An 18738-nucleotide genomic window follows, 5' to 3' on the forward strand; every position below is an offset into this window, starting at 1 on the left:
AAGAAGTGGCAATCAAAAGTTTCAAACCTTATTCCGCAGGCCGCAGGTTCATGACGGTCGCGTCGTTTGACGAAATTACGACGGACAAGCCGGAAAAATCCCTCGTCGAGAGCCTCAAGAGTCATGGCGGACGCAATCAGCAGGGCCGCATGACGGTTCGCCATCAGGGCGGCGGTCACAAGCGCCGCTACCGCATCATCGACTTCAAGCGCACGAAGGACGGCATCCCCGCCCGCGTCGCGACGATCGAGTACGATCCGAACCGCAGCGCTCGCATCGCGCTCCTGAACTACGCAGACGGTGAGAAGCGCTACATCCTCGCACCGAACGGCCTTAAGGTCGGCGACAAGGTGGAGTCGGGCGCAGAGGCTGACATCAAGGTCGGCAACGCGCTTCCCATCAAGAACATTCCTGTCGGCACGATGATCCACAACATCGAGCTGAAGATCGGCAAGGGCGCACAGCTCGCAAGAAGCGCCGGCAGCGCCGTGCAGCTCATGGCGAAGGAGAACGACTACGCGCTCCTGCGTCTTCCCTCGGGCGAGCTTCGCAAGGTGCACATCAACTGCCGCGCGACGATCGGCCAGGTCGGCAACCTCGAGCATGAGAACATCACGATCGGCAAGGCGGGGCGCAATCGCTGGCTCGGCAAGCGTCCGGAGAATCGCGGCGTAGCGATGAACCCGAACGACCATCCGCATGGCGGCGGCGAAGGGCGCAGCCCGGTCGGCCGCAAGCATCCGGTCACGAAGTGGGGCAAGTGCGCGATGGGCGCCAAGACGCGCCGCAAGAAGGCGTCGGACAAGCTCATCGTGCGTGGCCGCAAGTAATTCGTGGGGGAAGGCAGCTCAGGCTGCCTGAGCGGAAGGAGGATATATTTTGTCGAGATCAGTCAAGAAGGGGCCTTTCGTACAAGAAAGTCTCGTGAAGAAAATTGACGCGCTCAATGCGGCGAACGACAAGAAGGTCGTGAAGACGTGGTCGAGGAGTTCCACGATCCTGCCGGATTTCGTGGGTCACACGATCGCCGTGCACGACGGCCGCAAGCACGTTCCTGTATATGTGACGGAAGATATGGTCGGACACAAGCTCGGAGAGTTCGCTCCGACGCGCACGTTCAAAGGCCATGCCGGCGAAGAGCGCAAGACTTCGCTGAGATAAGAGCGAAAGGAGGCATTTCCCCTTTGGAAGCAAAAGCTACAGCCAAGTATGTACGGATTGCGCCGCGCAAGGTGCGTGTCGTCATGGATCTCATCCGTGGCAAGAACATCGCCGAAGCTTTCGCAATCTTGAAGTTCACGCCGAAAATCGGTGCGGACGTCATAGAGAAGGTATTGAAATCCGCCGTTTCCAATGCCGAGAACAACTTCGACATGAATGTCGACAAGCTCTACATCAAGACGGCTTATGTCGATCAGGGCCCGACACTCAAGCGCATCCACCCGCGTTCTCGTGGGCAGGCGTTCAAGATTTTGAAGCGCACGTCCCACGTTACCGTCGCCGTGGAAGAAAGATGAGGAGGAGGGAAAAGGTTTGGGTCAGAAAGTAAATCCGAACGGCATCCGCATCGGCATCGTCAAGGATTGGGATGCAAAATGGTACGCAGATAAGGACTTTGCAGACAACCTGCATGAAGATATCAAGATCCGCAAGTATTTGAAAGACAGCCTCGGCGCTGCCGGCGTCTCGAAGATCGAGACGGAGCGCTCGAAGAACCGTCTGAAGCTCACGATCCATACGGCGAAGCCCGGCATGGTCATCGGCCGCGGCGGCTCGGGCATCGAGCAGATCAAGGAAGGCCTCAAGGGCAAGACGGAAAAGACGGTCGACATCAACATCTCCGAGATTCGTCAGCCTGATCTCGACGCGACGCTCGTCGCCGAGAACATCGCGCAGCAGCTGGAGCGCCGCATCGCGTTCCGCCGCGCCATGAAGCAGTCGGTCGGCCGCACGATGCGCCTCGGCGCCAAGGGCATCAAGGTCAAGGTTTCGGGTCGTTTGGGCGGCGCGGAAATCGCCCGAAGCGAGGCATATCGCGAGGGCAGCATTCCGCTGCACACGCTGCGCGCCGACATCGACTACGGCACAGCGGAAGCCCGCACGACGTACGGACGCATCGGCGTCAAGGTCTGGATCTTCAAGGGCGAAATCCTTCCAGAGAAGAAGCAGTCCAAGAGGGCTGCCGCTGAAGGGAGCGAAGCTTAATGTTATTACCGAAGAGAGTCAAATACCGCAAGCAGTTTCGCGGACGCATGAAGGGCAAGGCACATCGCGGCAACACGGTCAGCCACGGTGAGTTCGGCCTTGTGGCTCTGGAGCCGGCTTGGATCACGAATCGTCAGATCGAAGCCGCCCGTATCGCCATGACGCGCTACATCAAGCGCGGCGGTAAGGTCTGGATCAAGATTTTCCCCGACAAGCCGGTCACGGCGAAGCCGGCCGAGACCCGCATGGGCAGCGGCAAGGGCTCGCCCGAGTACTGGGTGTGCGTCGTCAAGCCCGGTCGTGTGCTCTTCGAGATGGACGGCGTGTCGAAGGAAGTCGCCATGGAGGCCATGCGCCTTGCAGGCCACAAGCTGCCGATCCGCACGAAGTTCGTCACGCGCGAGGAGTCACTGAAAGCAGCAGAGGGCGGTGAAGTAAATGAAGGTTAATGAGATACGCGACTTGAATGCCGGGGAGCTTGTTGAAAAGCTTGCTTCGCTCAAACAGGAGCTGTTTAACCTCCGTTTCCAGCACGCTACCGGCCAGCTGGAGAATCCGATGCGTATCAAGGAAGTCAAGAAGTCGATCGCGCGCGTCAAGACGGTGCAGCGCGAACTTGAGAATCAGGACGTTTGCTTGGCGAAGAATTGATTGATATGCAGAGGAAGGAGGCTCTTTGATGAGCGAGAGAAATGAACGCAAGACGAGAGTCGGCAAGGTCGTAAGCGACAAGATGGACAAGACCGTCGTCGTCGCCGTTGTCGACATTGAGCAGCACAAGCTCTATAAGAAGGCCGTCAAGAAGACGGTGAAGTTCCAGGCGCACGACGAGAACAACGAGGCGCATGTCGGCGATACGGTGGCTCTGATGGAGACCCGCCCGCTCTCGAAGCACAAGCGCTGGAGAGTCGTGAAGATCGTCGAGAGGGCGAAATAATTTCGCCACGATCTCGAAAGGGAGGTTCATACATTGATTCAACAGCAGACCATGCTGAATGTTGGCGACAATACGGGCGCGAAAGAGATCATGTGCATCCGCGTGCTCGGCGGTTCGTACCGCAAGTATGCCAACATCGGTGATGTTATCGTGGCTGCCGTCAAGGCAGCGGCCCCCGGCGGCACGGTCAAGAAGGGCGATGTCGTCAAGGCTGTCGTCGTTCGAAGCGTCAAGGGCATCCGTCGTCGGGACGGCTCTTACATCCGCTTTGACGAGAACGCCGCCGTGCTCATCAAGGAAGACAAGACGCCGAGAGGAACCCGTATTTTTGGCCCCGTGGCCAGGGAGCTGCGCGAGAAGGATTTCATGAAGATCGTTTCCTTGGCTCCTGAAGTTCTTTGATAGGAGGCGCTATTTTGTCACAGGTGAAACTGCACGTAAAGAAAGGCGACACGGTCGTCGTCCTCGCAGGCAAGGACAAGGGCAAAGAGGGCAAGATCGTCGAGGCTCTGCCGAAGAAGGGCAAGGTTGTCGTCGAGGGCGTGAACAAGGTGAAGCGCCATACGAAGCCGAGCCAGAAGTACCCGCAGGGCGGCATCATCCAGAAGGAAACCCCTCTGAACGCCTGCAAGGTCATGCTCGTATGCCCGGCCTGCAAGAAGGCGACGCGCACGGGCAAGAAGGAAGTCAACGGCAAGATGGTTCGCGCCTGCAAGAAGTGCGGCGAAGTCATCGACCAGACGAAATAATTGAGGAAGGAGGAGCACGGTTTGGATAGATTACAGGAAAAGTACAAGAACGAAGTTGTGCCTGAGCTCACGAAGAAGTTCGGCTACAAGAACATCATGCAGCTTCCGAAGATCGAGAAGGTCATCATCAACATGGGCGTCGGCGAAGCCGTCGGCAATCCCAAGGCTCTTGACTCTGCGGTCAACGATCTGACGATCATTGCGGGACAGAAGCCCATCCTGACGCGCGCGAAGAAGTCGCTTGCCGCCTGGAAGCTCAGGGAAGGCATGCCGATCGGCACGAAGGTCACGTTGCGCGGCACGCGCATGTACCAGTTCCTCGACAAGTTCATCAACGTCGCCCTGCCGCGCGTCCGCGACTTCCGCGGCGTGAGCAGCACGGCTTTTGACGGCCGCGGCAATTATGCGGTCGGTCTCAAGGAGCAGCTCATCTTCCCCGAGATCGAGTACGACAAGATTGACAAGCTGCGCGGCATGAACATCGTCATCGTCACGACAGCAGAAAAAGACGAAGAGGCGCGCGAGCTCTTGAAGCTCATGGGTATGCCTTTCAAGGCTTGAAGAAGGAGGTATGAACTGTGGCTAAGAAATCGATGATCGAAAAGTGGAGCCAGCAGCCGAAGTTCAAGGTGCGCCAGCACAACCGCTGCAAGATCTGCGGTCGTCCGCATGGCTACATGAGGAAGTTCGACATGTGCCGCATCTGCTTCCGCGAGCAGAGCTACAACGGCGCCATTCCCGGCGTGACGAAAGCCAGCTGGTAAACTACGAAACGTATGAAAGGGAGGATATCGGTTCCATGGTAATGACTGATCCTATTGCAGATATGCTGACGCGCGTTCGCAACGCGAACTCCGTCTACCACTCCAAGGTGGAGATTCCCGCCTCCAAGATCAAGAAGGCAATTGCCGAGGTCTTGAAGGAAGAGGGCTTCATCAAGGATTACACCTTCACGGCAGACTCGAAGCAGGGCATGCTGACGGTTTTTCTCAAGTATGGCCCCGCACGCGAGAAGGTCATCACGGGCATCAAGCGCATCTCGAAGCCCGGTCTTCGCGCTTATGCGAAGCACGATGAACTGCCGCGCGTCCTCGGCGGACTCGGCATCGCCATCATCTCCACGTCGAAGGGGATCATGAGTGACAAGGAAGCCCGCAAGGCCGGCCTTGGCGGCGAAGTCGTCGCCTATGTCTGGTAAACGTCTGGAGGTGAAAAGATGTCGAGAATTGGCAGAGCACCGATTGAGATTCCCGCTGGCGTAACCGTCAAGATCGAGGAAGTCAACAAGGTGACAGTAAAGGGTCCGAAGGGCGAGCTTTTCCGCGAGCTTCATCCGGACATGAAGATCGCGGTCGAGGGCAATGTCCTCACGGTCACGCGCCCGTCGGACGACAAGGAGCACCGCTCCCTGCACGGCCTTACGCGCACGCTCATCAACAACATGGTCATCGGCGTGACGGAAGGCTTCAAGAAGACGCTCGAAATCAACGGCGTCGGCTACCGTGCCGCGAAGCAGGGCAAGAATCTGAACCTTTCCTTGGGTTTTTCCCATCCCGTCATTGTCGAGCCGCCCGCAGGCATTACGCTTGACGCGCCCAGCGCGACGAGCATCGTCGTTTCGGGCATCGACAAGGAAGCTGTCGGCGCCATCGCTGCAAAGATCCGCAGCTATCGTCTGCCTGAACCGTACAAGGGCAAGGGTATCAAGTACGAGGGCGAGCACATCCGCCGCAAGGTCGGTAAGGCCGGCGCCAAGGCGAAGAAATAAGGCAGCTTAAAGGAAAGGAGTGACCATAGTGCTGATCAAGGCAGACAAGAACAAGGCAAGGCAGAAGCGCCACCTGCGCGTCCGTAACCACGTTTCGGGCACGGCAGAGCGTCCGCGCCTCAACGTATACAGAAGCCTCGCGAACATCTACGCGCAGGTGATTGACGACGAGAAGGGCGTGACGCTCGTCTCGGCAAGTTCGAAGGACAAGGGATTCTCGAACTACGGCGGCAACATCGAGGCCGCGAAGGCTGTCGGCGCTGCTGTCGCGAAGCGTGCGCTTGAAAAGGGCATCACCGAGGTTGTCTTTGACCGCGGGGGTTACATCTACCACGGTCGCGTCGCGGCGCTCGCAGAAGCAGCGCGCGAGGCAGGCCTCAAATTCTGACTTGCAAGGAGGTAAATGAATGGCTAGAATGGACAGGAACCATGACAGGGACCGGGACAGAAACAACGAGACTCCTGAATTTGAGGAGAAGGTCGTTTACATCAACCGCGTCGCCAAAGTCGTCAAGGGCGGCCGCCGTTTCTCCTTCAGTGCCCTCGTAGTCGTGGGCAACAAGAAGGGCAAGGTTGGCGCAGGCCTCGGCAAGGCGAGCGAAGTGCCCGAGGCAATACGAAAGGGCATCGAGGACGCGAAGAAGAACCTCATCGAGGTTTCCTTGAAGGATACGACGATTCCGCACGAGATGATCGGCATCTTCGGTGCAGGCCGCGTGCTCTTGAAGCCCGCCGCCAAAGGTACCGGCGTCATCGCGGGCGGCCCTGCGCGCGCCGTCTTGGAGCTTGCGGGCATTCGCGACATCCTTACGAAGTCTCTTGGCTCGTCGAATCCGAACAACATGGTTCGCGCCACGGTCAAGGGTCTCGAGCAGCTCAAGCGTGCTGAAGCGGTCGCTGAACTGCGCGGCAAGACGGTGCAGGAACTCTTAGGTTAAGGAGGAAGTTCGATGGCAAAGGTTAAAATCACTCTTACGAGGAGCCTCATCGGTCGTCCCGAGACGCAGAGAGCCACCGTTCGTTCGCTCGGACTTCGTAAGCTCAACTCGTCGGTGGAGCGTGAGATGAACGACGCATTGAAGGGACAGATCCACAAGGTCGAACATCTCGTGAAGGTCGAGAACATATAAGAAGGAACAAGGAGGTGCAAGCAGTATGAAGTTACATGAATTGTCCCCGGCGCCTGGCTCCAAAAAGACGCGCAACCGCGTGGGGCGCGGCATCGGCAGCGGCAACGGCAAGACCGCAGGCCGCGGGCACAAGGGTCAGAATTCGAGGAGCGGCGGCGGCGTCCGCACGGGCTTCGAAGGCGGCCAGATGCCGATCTACCGCAGGCTTCCGAAGCGCGGCTTCAACAATGTGTTCCGCAAGATTTATGCGGAGGTCAACATCGAAACCTTGAACCGCTTTGAGGACGGCGCTGTTGTCGATCCCGTCGCACTCGTCGAAGAGGGTATCCTGAAGAACGTCCGCGACGGCATCCGCATCCTCGGCAAGGGCGAACTCACGAAGAAGCTCACGGTTCGAGCCAACGGCTTCACGAAGTCGGCGGAAGAAAAGATCAAGGCGGCAGGCGGACAAGTCGAGGTGATCTGATTGTTTTCAGCCCTTGCGAACATCTACAAGATTCCGGAGCTAAGACAGAAGGTCATCTTCACGCTCATCATGTTCGCCGTGTTCCGGCTCGGTACGCACATTCCTGTGCCGGGCGTTGATCCGTCAGCCATTGAGCAGCTGTTTGCCACGGGCAACCTGTTCGGCCTGTTGGATCTCTTTTCCGGCGGTGCATTCAGCAAGTTTTCCATCTTTGCGATGAGCATCACGCCGTACATTAACGCGTCGATCATCATGCAGCTTCTCACGGTTGTCATTCCGACTTTGGAACAATGGTCCAAAGAAGGGCAGGAAGGGCACAAGAAAACGACGAAGGTCACACGCTACTTGACCGTAGCGCTCGCCTTTTTCCAGGCTGTCGGCATGTCGATCGGTCTGAAGCAGGCGATCTTGAATCCCAATCCCGTCTCTATTCTGATCATCGCGATCACCTTGACGGGAGGCACGATATTCCTCATGTGGATCGGCGAGCAAATCACGGCGAACGGCGTCGGAAACGGCATATCGCTTATCATCTTTGCCGGTATCGTCGCAGCATTGCCGAAGAATCTCGGCACGATCTACAGTTATTTGCAGGCGGGGACGATCAGCTATTTCAACGCATTCGTCTTTGCCGTCATCGCTCTCTTGATGATCGTGTTCGTCATTTACATCCAAGAGGGCAACCGCAGAGTCCCGATTTCCTACGCGAAACGGGTCGTCGGAAAAAAGACGTATGGCGGAAGTTCCAGCCATATCCCGCTGAAGGTCAATCATGCGGGAGTCATCCCAATCATCTTTGCGTCATCCGTGCTGATGTTTCCAGTAACCGTCGCCCAGTTTATTGAAGTTCCCTGGGTGACCACACTCGCCGGTTATTTTGCGTGGGGCACACCGCTGCAGACAAGCATCTACGCGCTGCTCATCATCTTCTTCACGTACTTTTATACCGCGGTTACTGTAAAGATATCGGATATGGCAGAGAACCTGAAAAAATACGGTGGCTTCATCCCGGGCATACGTCCGGGCAAGCCGACGGAAGAATATCTCGATACTGTCATGACGCGCATCACGCTGGCAGGCGCGTTCTTCCTGGCATTCATCGCAGTGCTGCCGAACCTCGTCGCGGGCGCGACCCACATCGAGGGTGTGTACTTCGGCGGCACGGCACTGCTCATCGTCGTCGGGGTTGCGCTGAACACGATGAAGCAGATCGAATCCATGGTGGTCATGCGCCATTACCAAGGTTTCATGAAATAGGAGGAGTCCTTTGATGCATATCCTGTTAATGGGTCCGCCGGGCGCCGGCAAAGGCACGCAGGCGGCCAATCTCGTGAAAGAATTCGGCATTCCGCACATCTCGACGGGCGACATGTTCCGCGCCGCCGTGAAGGAGGGGACGGAGCTTGGGCTACAGGCGAAGGCCTGCATGGACGCCGGCAAGCTCGTGCCGGACGAGGTCACGATCGGCATCGTAAAGGAGCGGCTCGCGAAGCCCGACTGCAAGAAGGGCTTCATCCTCGATGGTTTTCCGCGCACGGTGGAGCAGGCGGATGCTCTTACGGGCATCCTCAAAGAGCTGGGGCTATCCCTCACCGCAGCCCTCAACATCACGGTGCCGGCAGCGGACCTCATCGAGCGTGCTGTCGGACGCCGCATCTGCAAATCCTGCGGCGCGACGTACCATGTGAAGTTCAACCCGCCCCAGAAGGCGGGGGTTTGTGACACATGCGCGGGCGACCTCTACCAGCGTGCAGATGACAGCGAGGAGACGATGAAGAATCGCCTCTCCGTTTACGAGGCGCAGACGAAGCCCTTGATCGCCTACTACGAGAAGGCAGGCGTCTACAAGGAGATCGACGGCAGACAGGCCATTGACGATGTCAAGGCCGCCATGCTCGCCGCCTTGAAGGACTGAGCTGCGTGTCCGAGAGCCACCGAACGATAAAGACGCGAGAGCGTCACGGCGGGCGCGGGTTTGGCGTCCGAGAAAATACGATGTTGGGCATGGGCAATTCCCGATGCGGAACGCTCCTTTCACGGAAGATGGACAGCTTTCGCCCAACCCAATTTCAGAGAGGGAGAAGCTCATGTCAAAACAAGATGTAATCGAAGTTGAGGGCAAAGTGCTGGAAGCGCTGCCCAACGCGATGTTTCAAGTCGAGCTGGAAAACGGTCACGTCGTCCTGGCGCACGTCTCGGGGAAGATCCGTATGAATTTCATCCGCATCCTTCCCGGCGACAAGGTCACGATTGAGCTTACGCCTTACGACCTGACGCGCGGCCGCATCACCTATCGTTTTAAGTAGACGCGGCCGCTATTCGGCAGGCAGCGCAGAAGGAGGCAAAGTCAATGAAAGTCAAGCCGTCCGTCAAACGGATTTGCGAAAAATGCAAGATCATCAAGCGCAAGGGACGCGTCATGGTCATTTGCGAAAACCCGAAGCATAAGCAGAGACAAGGTTAAGGAGGTGCTTTTCTATGGCACGTATCGCCGGTGTGGATTTACCGCGTGACAAGAGAATCGAGATTGCTTTGACATATATCTATGGGATCGGCCTGACGACCTCCCAGAAGCTTCTGAAGCTGGCAGGCGTCAACCCCGACACGCGCACGCGCGACTTGACGGAAGACGAAGTCGTGAAACTGCGCGACGTCATCGACAAGGAAGCGATCGTCGAGGGCGATCTTCGCCGTGAGCGTCAGATGGCGATCAAGCGTCTCGTCGATATCGGCTGCTACCGCGGTCGTCGTCACCGCCTGGGACTTCCCGTGCGCGGACAGAACACGAAGAACAACGCCCGCACGAGGAAAGGTCCCCGCAAGGCCATCGCAGGCAAGAAGAAGGACAAATAAAAGGGAGGGTCATTGAGTGGCAGTAAAGAAAACGACGCGGACGAAGAAAAAAGACCGCAAGAACATTGAATATGGCGTTGCGCATATCAGCTCCACCTTCAACAACACGATCGTCACGCTGACGGACAAGAGCGGCAATGCCCTCTCGTGGGCGAGCGCGGGCGGCCTCGGCTTCCGCGGCTCCAGAAAGAGCACGCCGTTCGCTGCACAGATGGCGGCGGAAGTCGCGGCGAAGGCCGCGATGGAGCATGGCTTGAAGCAGGTCGAGGTCTATGTCAAGGGCCCCGGCGCCGGCCGTGAAGCCGCAATCCGCTCCCTGCAGGCGACGGGTCTTGAAGTCAACATGATCAAGGACGTCACCCCGATTCCGCACAACGGCTGCCGTCCGCCGAAGCGCAGAAGAGTTTGATGGAGGTGCAGAAGAAATATGGCTATTGATAGATCCGCAACCCTCAAGCGGTGCCGTTCGCTCGGCATTGAGCCGGGCATGGTCGGCATCAGCCGTCAGTCCAAGCGTCAGCCGCGCCGCCAGGCTCGCAAGGTCAGCGAGTATGGCATGCAGCTCAAGGAAAAGCAGAAAGCGAAGTTCATCTACGGCGTTTTGGAAAAGCAGTTCCGCAAGTACTATGAAAAGGCGAAGACGATGCCGGGCGTCACGGGTGAGAACCTCCTCGGTCTCCTGGAGCGTCGCATCGACAACGTCGTATACCGCCTCGGTCTCGCGCAGACGCGCCGTCAGGCTCGCCAGCTCGTGACGCACGGTCACATCCGTGTCAACGGCAAGCGCCTCGATATTCCGTCCGCGCTCGTTCGTGCCGAAGATGAGATCACGATCGATGAGAAGAGCCGCTCGAATGCGTTCTTCAAGGCGCTCGCCGAGAACTACAAGCCTCTGAACCTTCCCGCATGGCTCACTGCCGACGGTGCGAAGCTCAGCGGTACGGTCACGCGCTATCCGAGCCGCGATGAGATCGACGTCCCCGTCAACGAGCAGGCGATCGTCGAGCTGTACTCCAGATAATCTCTTGCCGGTATTTTCAATATGATTGACTGCATGAGAACAATGGAGGAGGGTTATCCCAGATGATCGAGATCGAAAAGCCAAAGATCGAGATAGTGGAAATCAGCGAAGATAATCGTTATGGGAAGTTCGTCTGCGAGCCTTTGGAGCGTGGCTACGGCACGACCCTCGGCAACAGCTTGCGGCGCATCCTCTTGTCATCCCTGCCGGGCGCTGCGATCACTTCGATCCGCATCGACGGCGTACTGCACGAGTTTTCCACCATTCCGGGCGTCCGCGATGATGTGACGAACATCGTGCTGAACCTCAAGTCGCTCTGCTTCAAGATGTACAGCGAAGAGCCGCGCGTTCTTCGCCTCGATGTCAAGGGTGAGAAGGAAGTCACGGCGGCGGACATCATCACCGATCCCGACGTTGAGATCTTGAACCCCGATCTTCACATCGCGACGCTTAACGAGGACGGAGAGCTGCACATGGAAATGACCGTTGAACGCGGCAAAGGCTATGTGGCAGCGGAGAAAAATAAGAAGCCCGATCATGTCATCGGCGTCATTCCGATCGACTCCATCTTTTCCCCGATTCAGCGCGTCAACTACACCGTGCAGGACACGCGCGTGGGCAACGTCACCGACTATGACAAGCTCATCCTCGAAGTGTGGACGGATGGCTCCATCCGCCCCGAAGAGGGCGTGAGCCGCGCGGCGACTATCCTCATCTCGCACTTTAAGCTCTTCCAAAATATGGCGGGCATTCCAGAGATTGAGGAAGAGGAGGAGATTGTTCCTCCCGAGCCTGAGGAGCCGGACGCTTCCAAGGTTCTTGAGACGACGATTGACGATCTTGACCTCTCTGTTCGCTCTTTCAACTGCTTGAAGCGCGCGAACATCAATACGGTCGCAGATCTTGTCTCGAAGACGGAAGAAGACATGATGAAGGTCAGGAACCTCGGCAGGAAATCCTTGGAAGAAGTCAAGAAGAAGCTTGAAGAGTACGACTTGACATTGAAGAAAGAAGAAGAATAAGAGAGGGATAAACCATGAGCTATAGAAAATTAGGGCGTAATTCGAGTGCCCGCAAGGCACTCTTCCGCAGCATCTTGGCCTCCTTCTTCAAGCATGAGCGCATCGAGACGACGGAAGCGAAGGCGAAGGAAGTCAGAAGCCTCGCGGAAAAGCTCATCACGCTGGCAAAGCGTGGCGACCTTGCCGCCCGTCGTCAGGCGATTGCCGATATTGGCGATGAAGAAGCAGTCCGCAAGCTTTTCAGCGATATCGCTGCAAAGTATACGGAGCGTTCGGGCGGTTACACGCGCATCCTGAAGCTTGGCCCCCGTCGCGGCGATGCCGCGCCGATGGCGCTTTTGGAGCTTGTCTGAAGACCCGCTGAAAGTAAGAAAGCAAGGAACGGGAGTCTCACCTATAAGGTGGGACTCCGCATCCTTGCTTTTTTGTTATGACATGAAAGAGGCAGCTTAATCTTTTCGGGAAATTTTCTATGAAATGTTTTGTGTAGGAAAGATGAGAGGCTTTGCGAATGGTAGAAAATGATGAAGAATTATATAATCGGACGATTCCTGCAGATGGTGCCGATGCTTTTGTGCATCACATTTTTGGCGTTCGCCGCGATGCGGTTGGCAGGCGACGATGCCGTTGACTTGATGTATGAGAAGTCGGGCGGTGTGACGGAGGAGGTCAAGGCGGCGAAGCGTGCGGAGCTGGGCCTCGATCAGCCGTTCCTCGTGCAGTACGGAGTATGGCTCAAAGGGGCTGTCACGGGGGATATGGGAAAATCGTATATCTCGGGCAAGCCGGTATGGGAGACGTTCATGGAAAAGCTGCCGGCGACGCTCTACTTGATGCTTGCTTCCGTCCTCATGACGCTCGCTTTCGCCTTGCCTCTCGGTATCTTGGCGGCGGCGCGGCAGAATCATTGGGTAGATGTTCTCATTCGCATCGGCACTTTTGTTGGCAACTCCCTGCCGAATTTTTTCGTGGGGCTTTTGCTCATCTATGTCTTTGCCGTGCGACTTGAGTGGCTGCCGATCTTGGCGAAGGCGGGCGATGGGCGTGCGGTCCTCCTGCCTGCGCTGACCTTGGCGATTGCCATGGGCGCGAAGTACACGCGCCAGATTCGCGCCGTGATCTTGGAGGAGCTGGCGAAGCCGTATGTCATAGGGGCGCGTGCGCGCGGTGTGAAGGAACGCACGATCCTTGTGAAAAGCGTGCTGCGCAGCTCTCTCGTGCTCATCGTCACGCTGCTCGCACTGTCGATGGGCTCTCTTCTCGGCGGCACGGCGATCGTCGAGACGATTTTCCTTTGGGACGGCGTGGGAAAAATGGCGGTCGAGGCGGTCTTGGCACGCGACTATCCGCTGGTGCAGGCGTATGTGGCATGGATGGCGGTGATCTATGTCGTGCTGAATCTCGCAGCGGATATTTTTTACCGTTTGCTCGATCCGCGCGTCGGCTATGAAAAGGCAGGGGCATTATGACGGTGCGCAGATATCTCCCGCTGCTGCCATACGCGGCAGCTGTGGGCGTCGTGCTCATCGTCGCCGCCTGTGCGCCGCTCTTGTCGCCGCATGATCCGTATGCACAGGATTTGGAGCAGGCGCTTCTCGCGCCGAGCGCCGAGCATCTTCTGGGGACGGATCGCTACGGGCGCGATCTCTTGTCGCGCGTCCTCGTGGGGGCGCAGACGACGCTCGGTTCGGCGCTGGCGCTGCTGCTCTTTGTGAGCTGCGCGGGCAGTTTGATCGGCGCGGTTTCAGGCTATCGCGGTGGGCGGCTCGATGCCTTTTTCATGCGGCTCGCCGATATGCTGCTCGCGTTTCCGCAGCTCGTCTTTGCGATCGCAATCGCAGGCGCTTTCGGCGGCGGACTTTTTTATGCGGCGGCGGCTCTCTCGTTTCTTGGCTGGGCGAAGTATGCACGCATCGCGCGCGGCTTGACGCTCTCTTTGTGTGCATTGCCGTACATGGAAGCGGCGCGCATGGCGGGCGGCAGTTCATGCGCCGTTCTTCGCCATCACGTCCTGCCGAATATCGCGGGACCGATTCTCGTCACGGCGTCGCTCGATCTCGGCACGCTCACGATGGAGCTGGCGGGACTTTCGTTTCTCGGACTCGGCGCGATGCCGCCGACGGCGGAGTGGGGTTCGATGATGAGTAGCGGGCGCAGCATGCTGCAGACGACGCCGTGGGTCATCTTAGCGCCGGGGGCGGCGCTCACTCTCACGGTGGCGGCGTTCAACCTGTTCGGCGACAAGCTGCGCGACGTGTTGGCACCGAAGGAATTAAGTAAGTAAGCGAGTAGGAAAAAGAGGAGGCTACAGGAAAATGAAGCTGAATAAGAAGAAATTGGTGGCAGCTTTGGCAGGGCTTTTCGCGGCGGCGATTTTCGCGGGCTGCGGTGCGGATAAGAACGAGGCGGCAGGGGAGAAAGTCTTTACCTACGGCACGATGTCGTATGGCGCGGCGATGGAGAATGCGGGCACGAACCCGCATGTTTCCTATAACGGTTGGAGCACCCTGCGCTACGGTATTGGCGAGACCTTGTTCCGCTTCAATGAGAAGATGGAGCCTGTGCCTTGGCTTGCCGAGAGCTTTGAGCAGGTCGATGAATATACGATGAAGATCAAGCTGCGCGACGATGTCGTGTTTTCCAACGGCAAGAAGATGACGGGCGAAGCGGTCAAAGCGTGCTTGGAGGACCTCGTGGCAAAGCATGACCGTGCGCCGAAGAATCTGAAGCTCAAGTCCATCACGGCGGACGGGCAGACTGTCACCCTCGTATCGAGCGAGAAGATGCCGACGCTCATCAACGCATTGGCAGATCCCTATGCCTGCATCATCGACATGGAAGCGGGAGAAAAGGATCGCATCGTCGTCGGCACCGGCCCGTATGTGGCGCAGAAGGTCACGGATACCGAAATGGAGCTTTCGAAAAACGAGAAGTATTGGGGCGCTGTCAAGCCGAAGCTCGACAAGATCATCGTCAAGAGCATTGCCGACGGTGATACGCTGACGATGGCGATGCAGAGCGGCGAGTTGGATGCCGCGCAAGGTCTGCCCTATGCGAGTTTGGAGCTTTTCCAAAAGGACAGCGCAAAGTACAAGATCAGCCAAGCCGATACGTCGCGCGTCTATCAGGCGGCATTCAACTACAAGACGCCCGAGCTGCAGGATGTGCGCGTGCGTCGGGCGATTTCTATGGCGCTCGATAAGGAGAACTTCTGCAAGGTGCTGCTGAAGGGCAACGGTACGCCTGCGGTCGGTCCATTCCCCAAGAGCATGCCTTTCGGCGGTGATGCCGTGCGGGCGGCTGCCTACGACTTGGATGGGGCAAAGGCGCTCTTGAAGGAAGCCGGCTACGAGGATACGGACGGCGACGGCTATGTGGATCAGGGCGGCAAGAATTTGGAACTTCGCTATCTGACGTATCCGTCGCGGCAAGAGCTGCCGATTCTCGCCGAATCGCTGCAGGCGAATCTCAAGAAGATCGGTATCAAGCTGAATGTCAACTCGACGGATAGCTACAAGTCGTTCTTGAAGAGCGGCGACTATGATATATTCGCCAAAGCGCTCGTAGCGGCGCCGACGGGCGATCCCGAGTATTATTTCCTGGGCAATCTCCTCAAGGATGCTGTCGATAACAGCGGCTTTTACTACAGTCCGCAGGTGGAAGAGCTCGCCGCCAAGCTGCACAACACCTACGGCGCCGAAGCACGCGCTGCGCTTGCCGTCGCCATGGAGCAGCAGGTCTTGGATGACTGCGCCGTTCTCTACGCATCGCACCTGCGCATGAGTCTCGTGATGAAACCGGGCATCGAAGGCCTCAAGGCGCATCCATCCGATTACTATGAAGTAAGCGCGGAACTGGAGAAGAAGTCGTGAGTGATACGCCGCTTCTCGCCGTGCGAAATCTCACGGTTTCGTACGGCGAAAAGCAGGCGGTGCGCGGCGTGAATTTTTGCCTGCATCGCGGGGAGATCCTCGTCCTTGCGGGGGAGTCGGGCAGCGGCAAGAGCACAATTCTGCGGGCGGTCATGGGCATCTTGGACACGAGCGTCTGCGAAGGAGAAATCCTTTGGGAAGGGACGGATGTTCTGCAGCTTGCCAAAGATGCACGGCGAAAACTCGCAGGCGAAGAGATCGCGATGGTTTTTCAAAATGCAGGCGCGTCCTTCTGCCCCGTACGCACGATCGGCAGCCAGCTCTATGAGAGCGTATGCGCCCATAGGGCGTGGAGCTATGCCGAGTTTCGCGAACGAGCCGAGGCGCTGATGGTGCAGATGCAGCTTCCGCGTGCAGTGCTCGATGAGTACCCGTTCCGCCTGTCGGGTGGCATGGCGCAGCGCGCAGGCATCGCCGCCGCGATGCTCCTGCAGCCGAAGCTCATCTTGGCGGACGAACCGACTTCGGCACTTGACGCGCTGACGCAGGTGCGCGTGGCGAAGGAGCTCATGGCACTTCGCCGACGCACGGGCGTCGCCATGCTTCTGGTCACACACCACATGGGGTTGGCGTATTACATGGCGGATCGCATTCTCGTCTTGCGGCGCGGGGAGACGGTGGAGCAAGGTACGCGCGAGGATATCTTCCGCCATCCGAAGGAAGCCTATACGAAGGAGCTGATCGCCGCCGTGCCGAGATTGTAGGTGGAATGAATCGTGGAAATGATTTTGAAAGCCGAAGGGCTGGTAAAATCCTTTGGAAAGGGGGCGGCGCGGCGGCGTGTGCTGGACGGCGTGGACTTCTCTGTTGCGGCGGGCGAGTGTCTGGGTATCGTCGGGCAGAGCGGCTGCGGCAAGAGCACCGCCATGCGCATCGCCGCACGCCTTTTGGATGCGGACGAAGGACGCATCTCTTTTTGCGGCAAAGACATCACACATACGCGCGGGCGCGAGCTTCGTGAAGTGTACGGCGCGATGCAGATGATCTTTCAAATGCCCGAGGATTCCTTTGATCCCAGAAAGACACTCGGTTGGAGCATCGCCGAGCCGCTCCTCCGGCACGGCTGGAGAAAGGAGCGGCGCAAGGAGCGCGTGGCGGAGCTCTTGCAAGAGGTGGGGCTCGGAACGCATTTTGCCGTGCGCTATCCGCACGAGGCAAGCGGCGGCGAATGTCAACGCGCCGCTATCGCGCGCGCCTTGACGCTCTCGCCGAAACTTCTGATCTGCGATGAGGTGACGAGTGCGCTCGACGTTACGGTGCAGGCGCAGGTCGTGCGCCTCCTGCGCCGCATCTTGCAGGAGCAGGGGGCGGCGTGCCTCTTCGTCACGCACGACCTCGCTCTCCTGCCTGCAATCGCTGACCGCGTCATCGTCATGCACGGCGGCAAGGTCGTGGAGGAAGGAACGGTGCAGGAGGTCGTGCGGCAGGCGAAGTCGCCTCATACGCAGGCACTTTTGGCGGCAGATTTTTCCGTTTGCCGCGAGAGGAAGATGGAGGGGAGACATCATAGGATGAAAACGAAGGAAATGATAGCGAGAGAAGAAGCGCTGGGAAAGCGGATTGAAAGCTACTGGGACGCGAGGAGCCCGAAGTTCTCTGCCGTGCGGCGAAGGGAACTCGAAGGCTCCGACGCTGCACGTTGGCAAAAGTTCATAGCGTCTCATTTGCCCGAGAAAAAGCCGCTGCGCATCCTCGACGTCGGCACGGGTGCGGGTTTCTTTGCCGTGCTGCTTACGCGCATGGGACACGAGGTCACGGGCATCGACATGTCGGCGGGCATGATCGATGAGGCACAGAAGAACCTCGCGGCGTTCGGCTGCCGGGCCGATCTTCGGAAGATGAATGCACAGCAGCTCGACTTTTCGGACGAATCCTTCGATGTCGTCATCAGCCGCAACCTCACATGGACGCTGCCCGATGCGATGGAGGCGTACCGCGAATGGCATCGCGTGCTCAGGGCGGGCGGCATGCTCTTGAACTTCGATTCGGATTACGGAAAGACGACATTTTCGGCGGCAGATGCTCGGGATTCTGTACACACGGGCATCGGCGAGGCGCTTCTCATTGAATGCAACAAGATCAAAGACGAGCTTCGCGTCAGCACGCATCGCCGTCCTCTTTGGGATGCAGATCTCCTCGAAAAACTCGGTTTTTCCGTGCAATACGACGCCGACGTCGCGTCCCTTGTGCATGGTGACGAGAGCCTTCGCTATGACGATGTGCCGCTCTTTGGCATTTACGCGAAAAAGGTGCGGTGAGCGACGTAGGGGGAGAGAGGCGGCTCATTTCCTTGTCGTGCAGGAGACTTCATAGTATAATAAAAGAAACAAGATGGGAGAGAAGCTATGACTTGGAGCGAGAACGAAGAATGGCGGCAGAGGTTCCTAAAGGTTCTGGCAGGATTCCGCCTGCTCGATGACGACTTCATGACGGCAGTCTTCCGCAGTTTGGCATGCGTCGACCTGCTCCTGCAGATCATCTTGGATAAGCCGCAGATCAGGGCGACGAAAGCAATCGTGCAGGATACGCTGAAGAATCTACAGGGTCGCAGCGTGCGATTGGACATCCATGCATGGGCGGACGGGCAGGAATTCGACATTGAGATTCAGCGAGGCGGCAGAGGAGCGGCAAAGTGACGAGCCAGATACAACGCGA

32 protein-coding genes are annotated in these 18738 nt (G+C 57.9%); all 32 read left to right on the top strand.

What is annotated here, in order from left to right; genetic code table 11:
• Positions 1-5 precede the first annotated feature (5 nt).
• Positions 6-830 carry a 50S ribosomal protein L2 gene (gene rplB, locus OL236_RS02150; protein ID WP_009645099.1) on the top strand — a complete coding sequence of 275 codons (825 nt, stop codon included), beginning with the start codon at positions 6-8 and terminating at the stop codon, positions 828-830.
• Positions 831-879: 49 nt separating this feature from the next.
• On the top strand, positions 880-1161 hold the full coding sequence (rpsS, locus tag OL236_RS02155) for a 30S ribosomal protein S19 (protein WP_009645084.1): 282 nt from the start codon (positions 880-882) through the stop codon (positions 1159-1161).
• A 23-nt stretch (positions 1162-1184) separates the two neighbouring features.
• Entirely contained in the window at positions 1185-1517 is a 333-nt protein-coding gene (rplV, locus tag OL236_RS02160) for a 50S ribosomal protein L22 (RefSeq protein ID WP_009645138.1), read from the top strand.
• A gap of 16 nt (positions 1518-1533) precedes the next feature.
• Positions 1534-2205, top strand: coding sequence for a 30S ribosomal protein S3 (gene rpsC / locus OL236_RS02165; RefSeq protein ID WP_006191728.1), 672 nt, complete (start codon positions 1534-1536; stop codon positions 2203-2205).
• Positions 2205-2654, top strand: a complete 450-nt coding sequence (gene rplP, locus OL236_RS02170; protein WP_009645139.1) for a 50S ribosomal protein L16 — start codon at positions 2205-2207, stop codon at positions 2652-2654. Before rpsC ends, rplP begins: the two co-directional genes overlap by 1 nt.
• Positions 2644-2856, top strand: coding sequence for a 50S ribosomal protein L29 (rpmC, locus tag OL236_RS02175; RefSeq protein WP_006191731.1), 213 nt, complete (start codon positions 2644-2646; stop codon positions 2854-2856). The genes rplP and rpmC overlap by 11 nt, the downstream gene beginning before the upstream one ends.
• A gap of 28 nt (positions 2857-2884) precedes the next feature.
• Complete coding sequence (gene rpsQ, locus OL236_RS02180; protein WP_006191734.1) at positions 2885-3142, top strand: 30S ribosomal protein S17; 258 nt, start codon at positions 2885-2887, stop codon at positions 3140-3142.
• A 33-nt stretch (positions 3143-3175) separates the two neighbouring features.
• Entirely contained in the window at positions 3176-3544 is a 369-nt protein-coding gene (gene rplN / locus OL236_RS02185) for a 50S ribosomal protein L14 (RefSeq protein ID WP_009645106.1), read from the top strand.
• Between the two features lie 14 nt (positions 3545-3558).
• Entirely contained in the window at positions 3559-3891 is a 333-nt protein-coding gene (gene rplX, locus OL236_RS02190) for a 50S ribosomal protein L24 (RefSeq protein ID WP_265071161.1), read from the top strand.
• A gap of 21 nt (positions 3892-3912) precedes the next feature.
• Positions 3913-4452 carry a 50S ribosomal protein L5 gene (gene rplE, locus OL236_RS02195; protein WP_009645131.1) on the top strand — a complete coding sequence of 180 codons (540 nt, stop codon included), beginning with the start codon at positions 3913-3915 and terminating at the stop codon, positions 4450-4452.
• Positions 4453-4469: 17 nt separating this feature from the next.
• Positions 4470-4655 carry a type Z 30S ribosomal protein S14 gene (locus OL236_RS02200; protein WP_009645105.1) on the top strand — a complete coding sequence of 62 codons (186 nt, stop codon included), beginning with the start codon at positions 4470-4472 and terminating at the stop codon, positions 4653-4655.
• A 35-nt stretch (positions 4656-4690) separates the two neighbouring features.
• Complete coding sequence (gene rpsH, locus OL236_RS02205; RefSeq protein WP_009645148.1) at positions 4691-5089, top strand: 30S ribosomal protein S8; 399 nt, start codon at positions 4691-4693, stop codon at positions 5087-5089.
• Positions 5090-5107: 18 nt separating this feature from the next.
• Complete coding sequence (gene rplF, locus OL236_RS02210; protein WP_009645095.1) at positions 5108-5659, top strand: 50S ribosomal protein L6; 552 nt, start codon at positions 5108-5110, stop codon at positions 5657-5659.
• Positions 5660-5687: 28 nt separating this feature from the next.
• A complete protein-coding gene (gene rplR, locus OL236_RS02215) occupies positions 5688-6047 on the top strand; it encodes a 50S ribosomal protein L18 (protein WP_009645159.1) in 360 nt (119 codons plus the stop codon).
• A 19-nt stretch (positions 6048-6066) separates the two neighbouring features.
• Positions 6067-6597 (top strand): 30S ribosomal protein S5, encoded by a 531-nt coding sequence (gene rpsE, locus OL236_RS02220; protein ID WP_006191759.1) that lies wholly within the window; start codon positions 6067-6069, stop codon positions 6595-6597.
• A 12-nt stretch (positions 6598-6609) separates the two neighbouring features.
• Positions 6610-6789 carry a 50S ribosomal protein L30 gene (gene rpmD, locus OL236_RS02225; RefSeq protein ID WP_006191760.1) on the top strand — a complete coding sequence of 60 codons (180 nt, stop codon included), beginning with the start codon at positions 6610-6612 and terminating at the stop codon, positions 6787-6789.
• Between the two features lie 25 nt (positions 6790-6814).
• Positions 6815-7255 (top strand): 50S ribosomal protein L15, encoded by a 441-nt coding sequence (rplO, locus tag OL236_RS02230; RefSeq protein WP_265071162.1) that lies wholly within the window; start codon positions 6815-6817, stop codon positions 7253-7255.
• Positions 7256-8512 carry a preprotein translocase subunit SecY gene (gene secY / locus OL236_RS02235; RefSeq protein WP_009645098.1) on the top strand — a complete coding sequence of 419 codons (1257 nt, stop codon included), beginning with the start codon at positions 7256-7258 and terminating at the stop codon, positions 8510-8512.
• Positions 8513-8525: 13 nt separating this feature from the next.
• Positions 8526-9170, top strand: a complete 645-nt coding sequence (locus tag OL236_RS02240; RefSeq protein ID WP_009645085.1) for an adenylate kinase — start codon at positions 8526-8528, stop codon at positions 9168-9170.
• A gap of 172 nt (positions 9171-9342) precedes the next feature.
• Entirely contained in the window at positions 9343-9561 is a 219-nt protein-coding gene (gene infA, locus OL236_RS02245) for a translation initiation factor IF-1 (RefSeq protein ID WP_009645081.1), read from the top strand.
• Positions 9562-9605: 44 nt separating this feature from the next.
• Positions 9606-9719, top strand: a complete 114-nt coding sequence (gene rpmJ, locus OL236_RS02250) for a 50S ribosomal protein L36 (RefSeq protein ID WP_005842139.1) — start codon at positions 9606-9608, stop codon at positions 9717-9719.
• Between the two features lie 14 nt (positions 9720-9733).
• Positions 9734-10108 carry a 30S ribosomal protein S13 gene (rpsM, locus tag OL236_RS02255; protein WP_006191768.1) on the top strand — a complete coding sequence of 125 codons (375 nt, stop codon included), beginning with the start codon at positions 9734-9736 and terminating at the stop codon, positions 10106-10108.
• Positions 10109-10124: 16 nt separating this feature from the next.
• Complete coding sequence (rpsK, locus tag OL236_RS02260) at positions 10125-10517, top strand: 30S ribosomal protein S11 (RefSeq protein WP_006191770.1); 393 nt, start codon at positions 10125-10127, stop codon at positions 10515-10517.
• A gap of 18 nt (positions 10518-10535) precedes the next feature.
• Entirely contained in the window at positions 10536-11129 is a 594-nt protein-coding gene (gene rpsD, locus OL236_RS02265; RefSeq protein ID WP_009645113.1) for a 30S ribosomal protein S4, read from the top strand.
• A 62-nt stretch (positions 11130-11191) separates the two neighbouring features.
• Complete coding sequence (locus OL236_RS02270) at positions 11192-12151, top strand: DNA-directed RNA polymerase subunit alpha (protein ID WP_009645117.1); 960 nt, start codon at positions 11192-11194, stop codon at positions 12149-12151.
• A gap of 14 nt (positions 12152-12165) precedes the next feature.
• The gene (rplQ, locus tag OL236_RS02275; protein WP_265071163.1) at positions 12166-12504 is read left to right on the top strand and encodes a 50S ribosomal protein L17; all 339 of its coding nucleotides are present in this window, start codon (positions 12166-12168) and stop codon (positions 12502-12504) included.
• Positions 12505-12672: 168 nt separating this feature from the next.
• A complete protein-coding gene (gene nikB, locus OL236_RS02280; RefSeq protein ID WP_265071164.1) occupies positions 12673-13620 on the top strand; it encodes a nickel ABC transporter permease in 948 nt (315 codons plus the stop codon).
• Positions 13617-14435 (top strand): ABC transporter permease, encoded by an 819-nt coding sequence (locus tag OL236_RS02285; protein ID WP_265071165.1) that lies wholly within the window; start codon positions 13617-13619, stop codon positions 14433-14435. Before nikB ends, OL236_RS02285 begins: the two co-directional genes overlap by 4 nt.
• A 31-nt stretch (positions 14436-14466) precedes the next feature.
• Positions 14467-16023, top strand: a complete 1557-nt coding sequence (locus OL236_RS02290) for an ABC transporter substrate-binding protein (RefSeq protein ID WP_265071166.1) — start codon at positions 14467-14469, stop codon at positions 16021-16023.
• A complete protein-coding gene (locus OL236_RS02295; protein WP_265071167.1) occupies positions 16020-16787 on the top strand; it encodes an ABC transporter ATP-binding protein in 768 nt (255 codons plus the stop codon). Before OL236_RS02290 ends, OL236_RS02295 begins: the two co-directional genes overlap by 4 nt.
• Before the next feature lie 18 nt (positions 16788-16805).
• Complete coding sequence (locus OL236_RS02300; RefSeq protein ID WP_265071769.1) at positions 16806-18341, top strand: ATP-binding cassette domain-containing protein; 1536 nt, start codon at positions 16806-16808, stop codon at positions 18339-18341.
• Between the two features lie 87 nt (positions 18342-18428).
• Positions 18429-18719: a hypothetical protein gene (locus OL236_RS12460; RefSeq protein ID WP_320109804.1), complete on the top strand. Its 291-nt coding sequence runs from the start codon at positions 18429-18431 to the stop codon at positions 18717-18719.
• The last annotated feature ends 19 nt before the right edge of the window (positions 18720-18738 follow it).

Origin of the sequence: Selenomonas sputigena, from assembly GCF_026015965.1 — a bacterium.
GTDB lineage: Bacteria > Bacillota > Negativicutes > Selenomonadales > Selenomonadaceae > Selenomonas.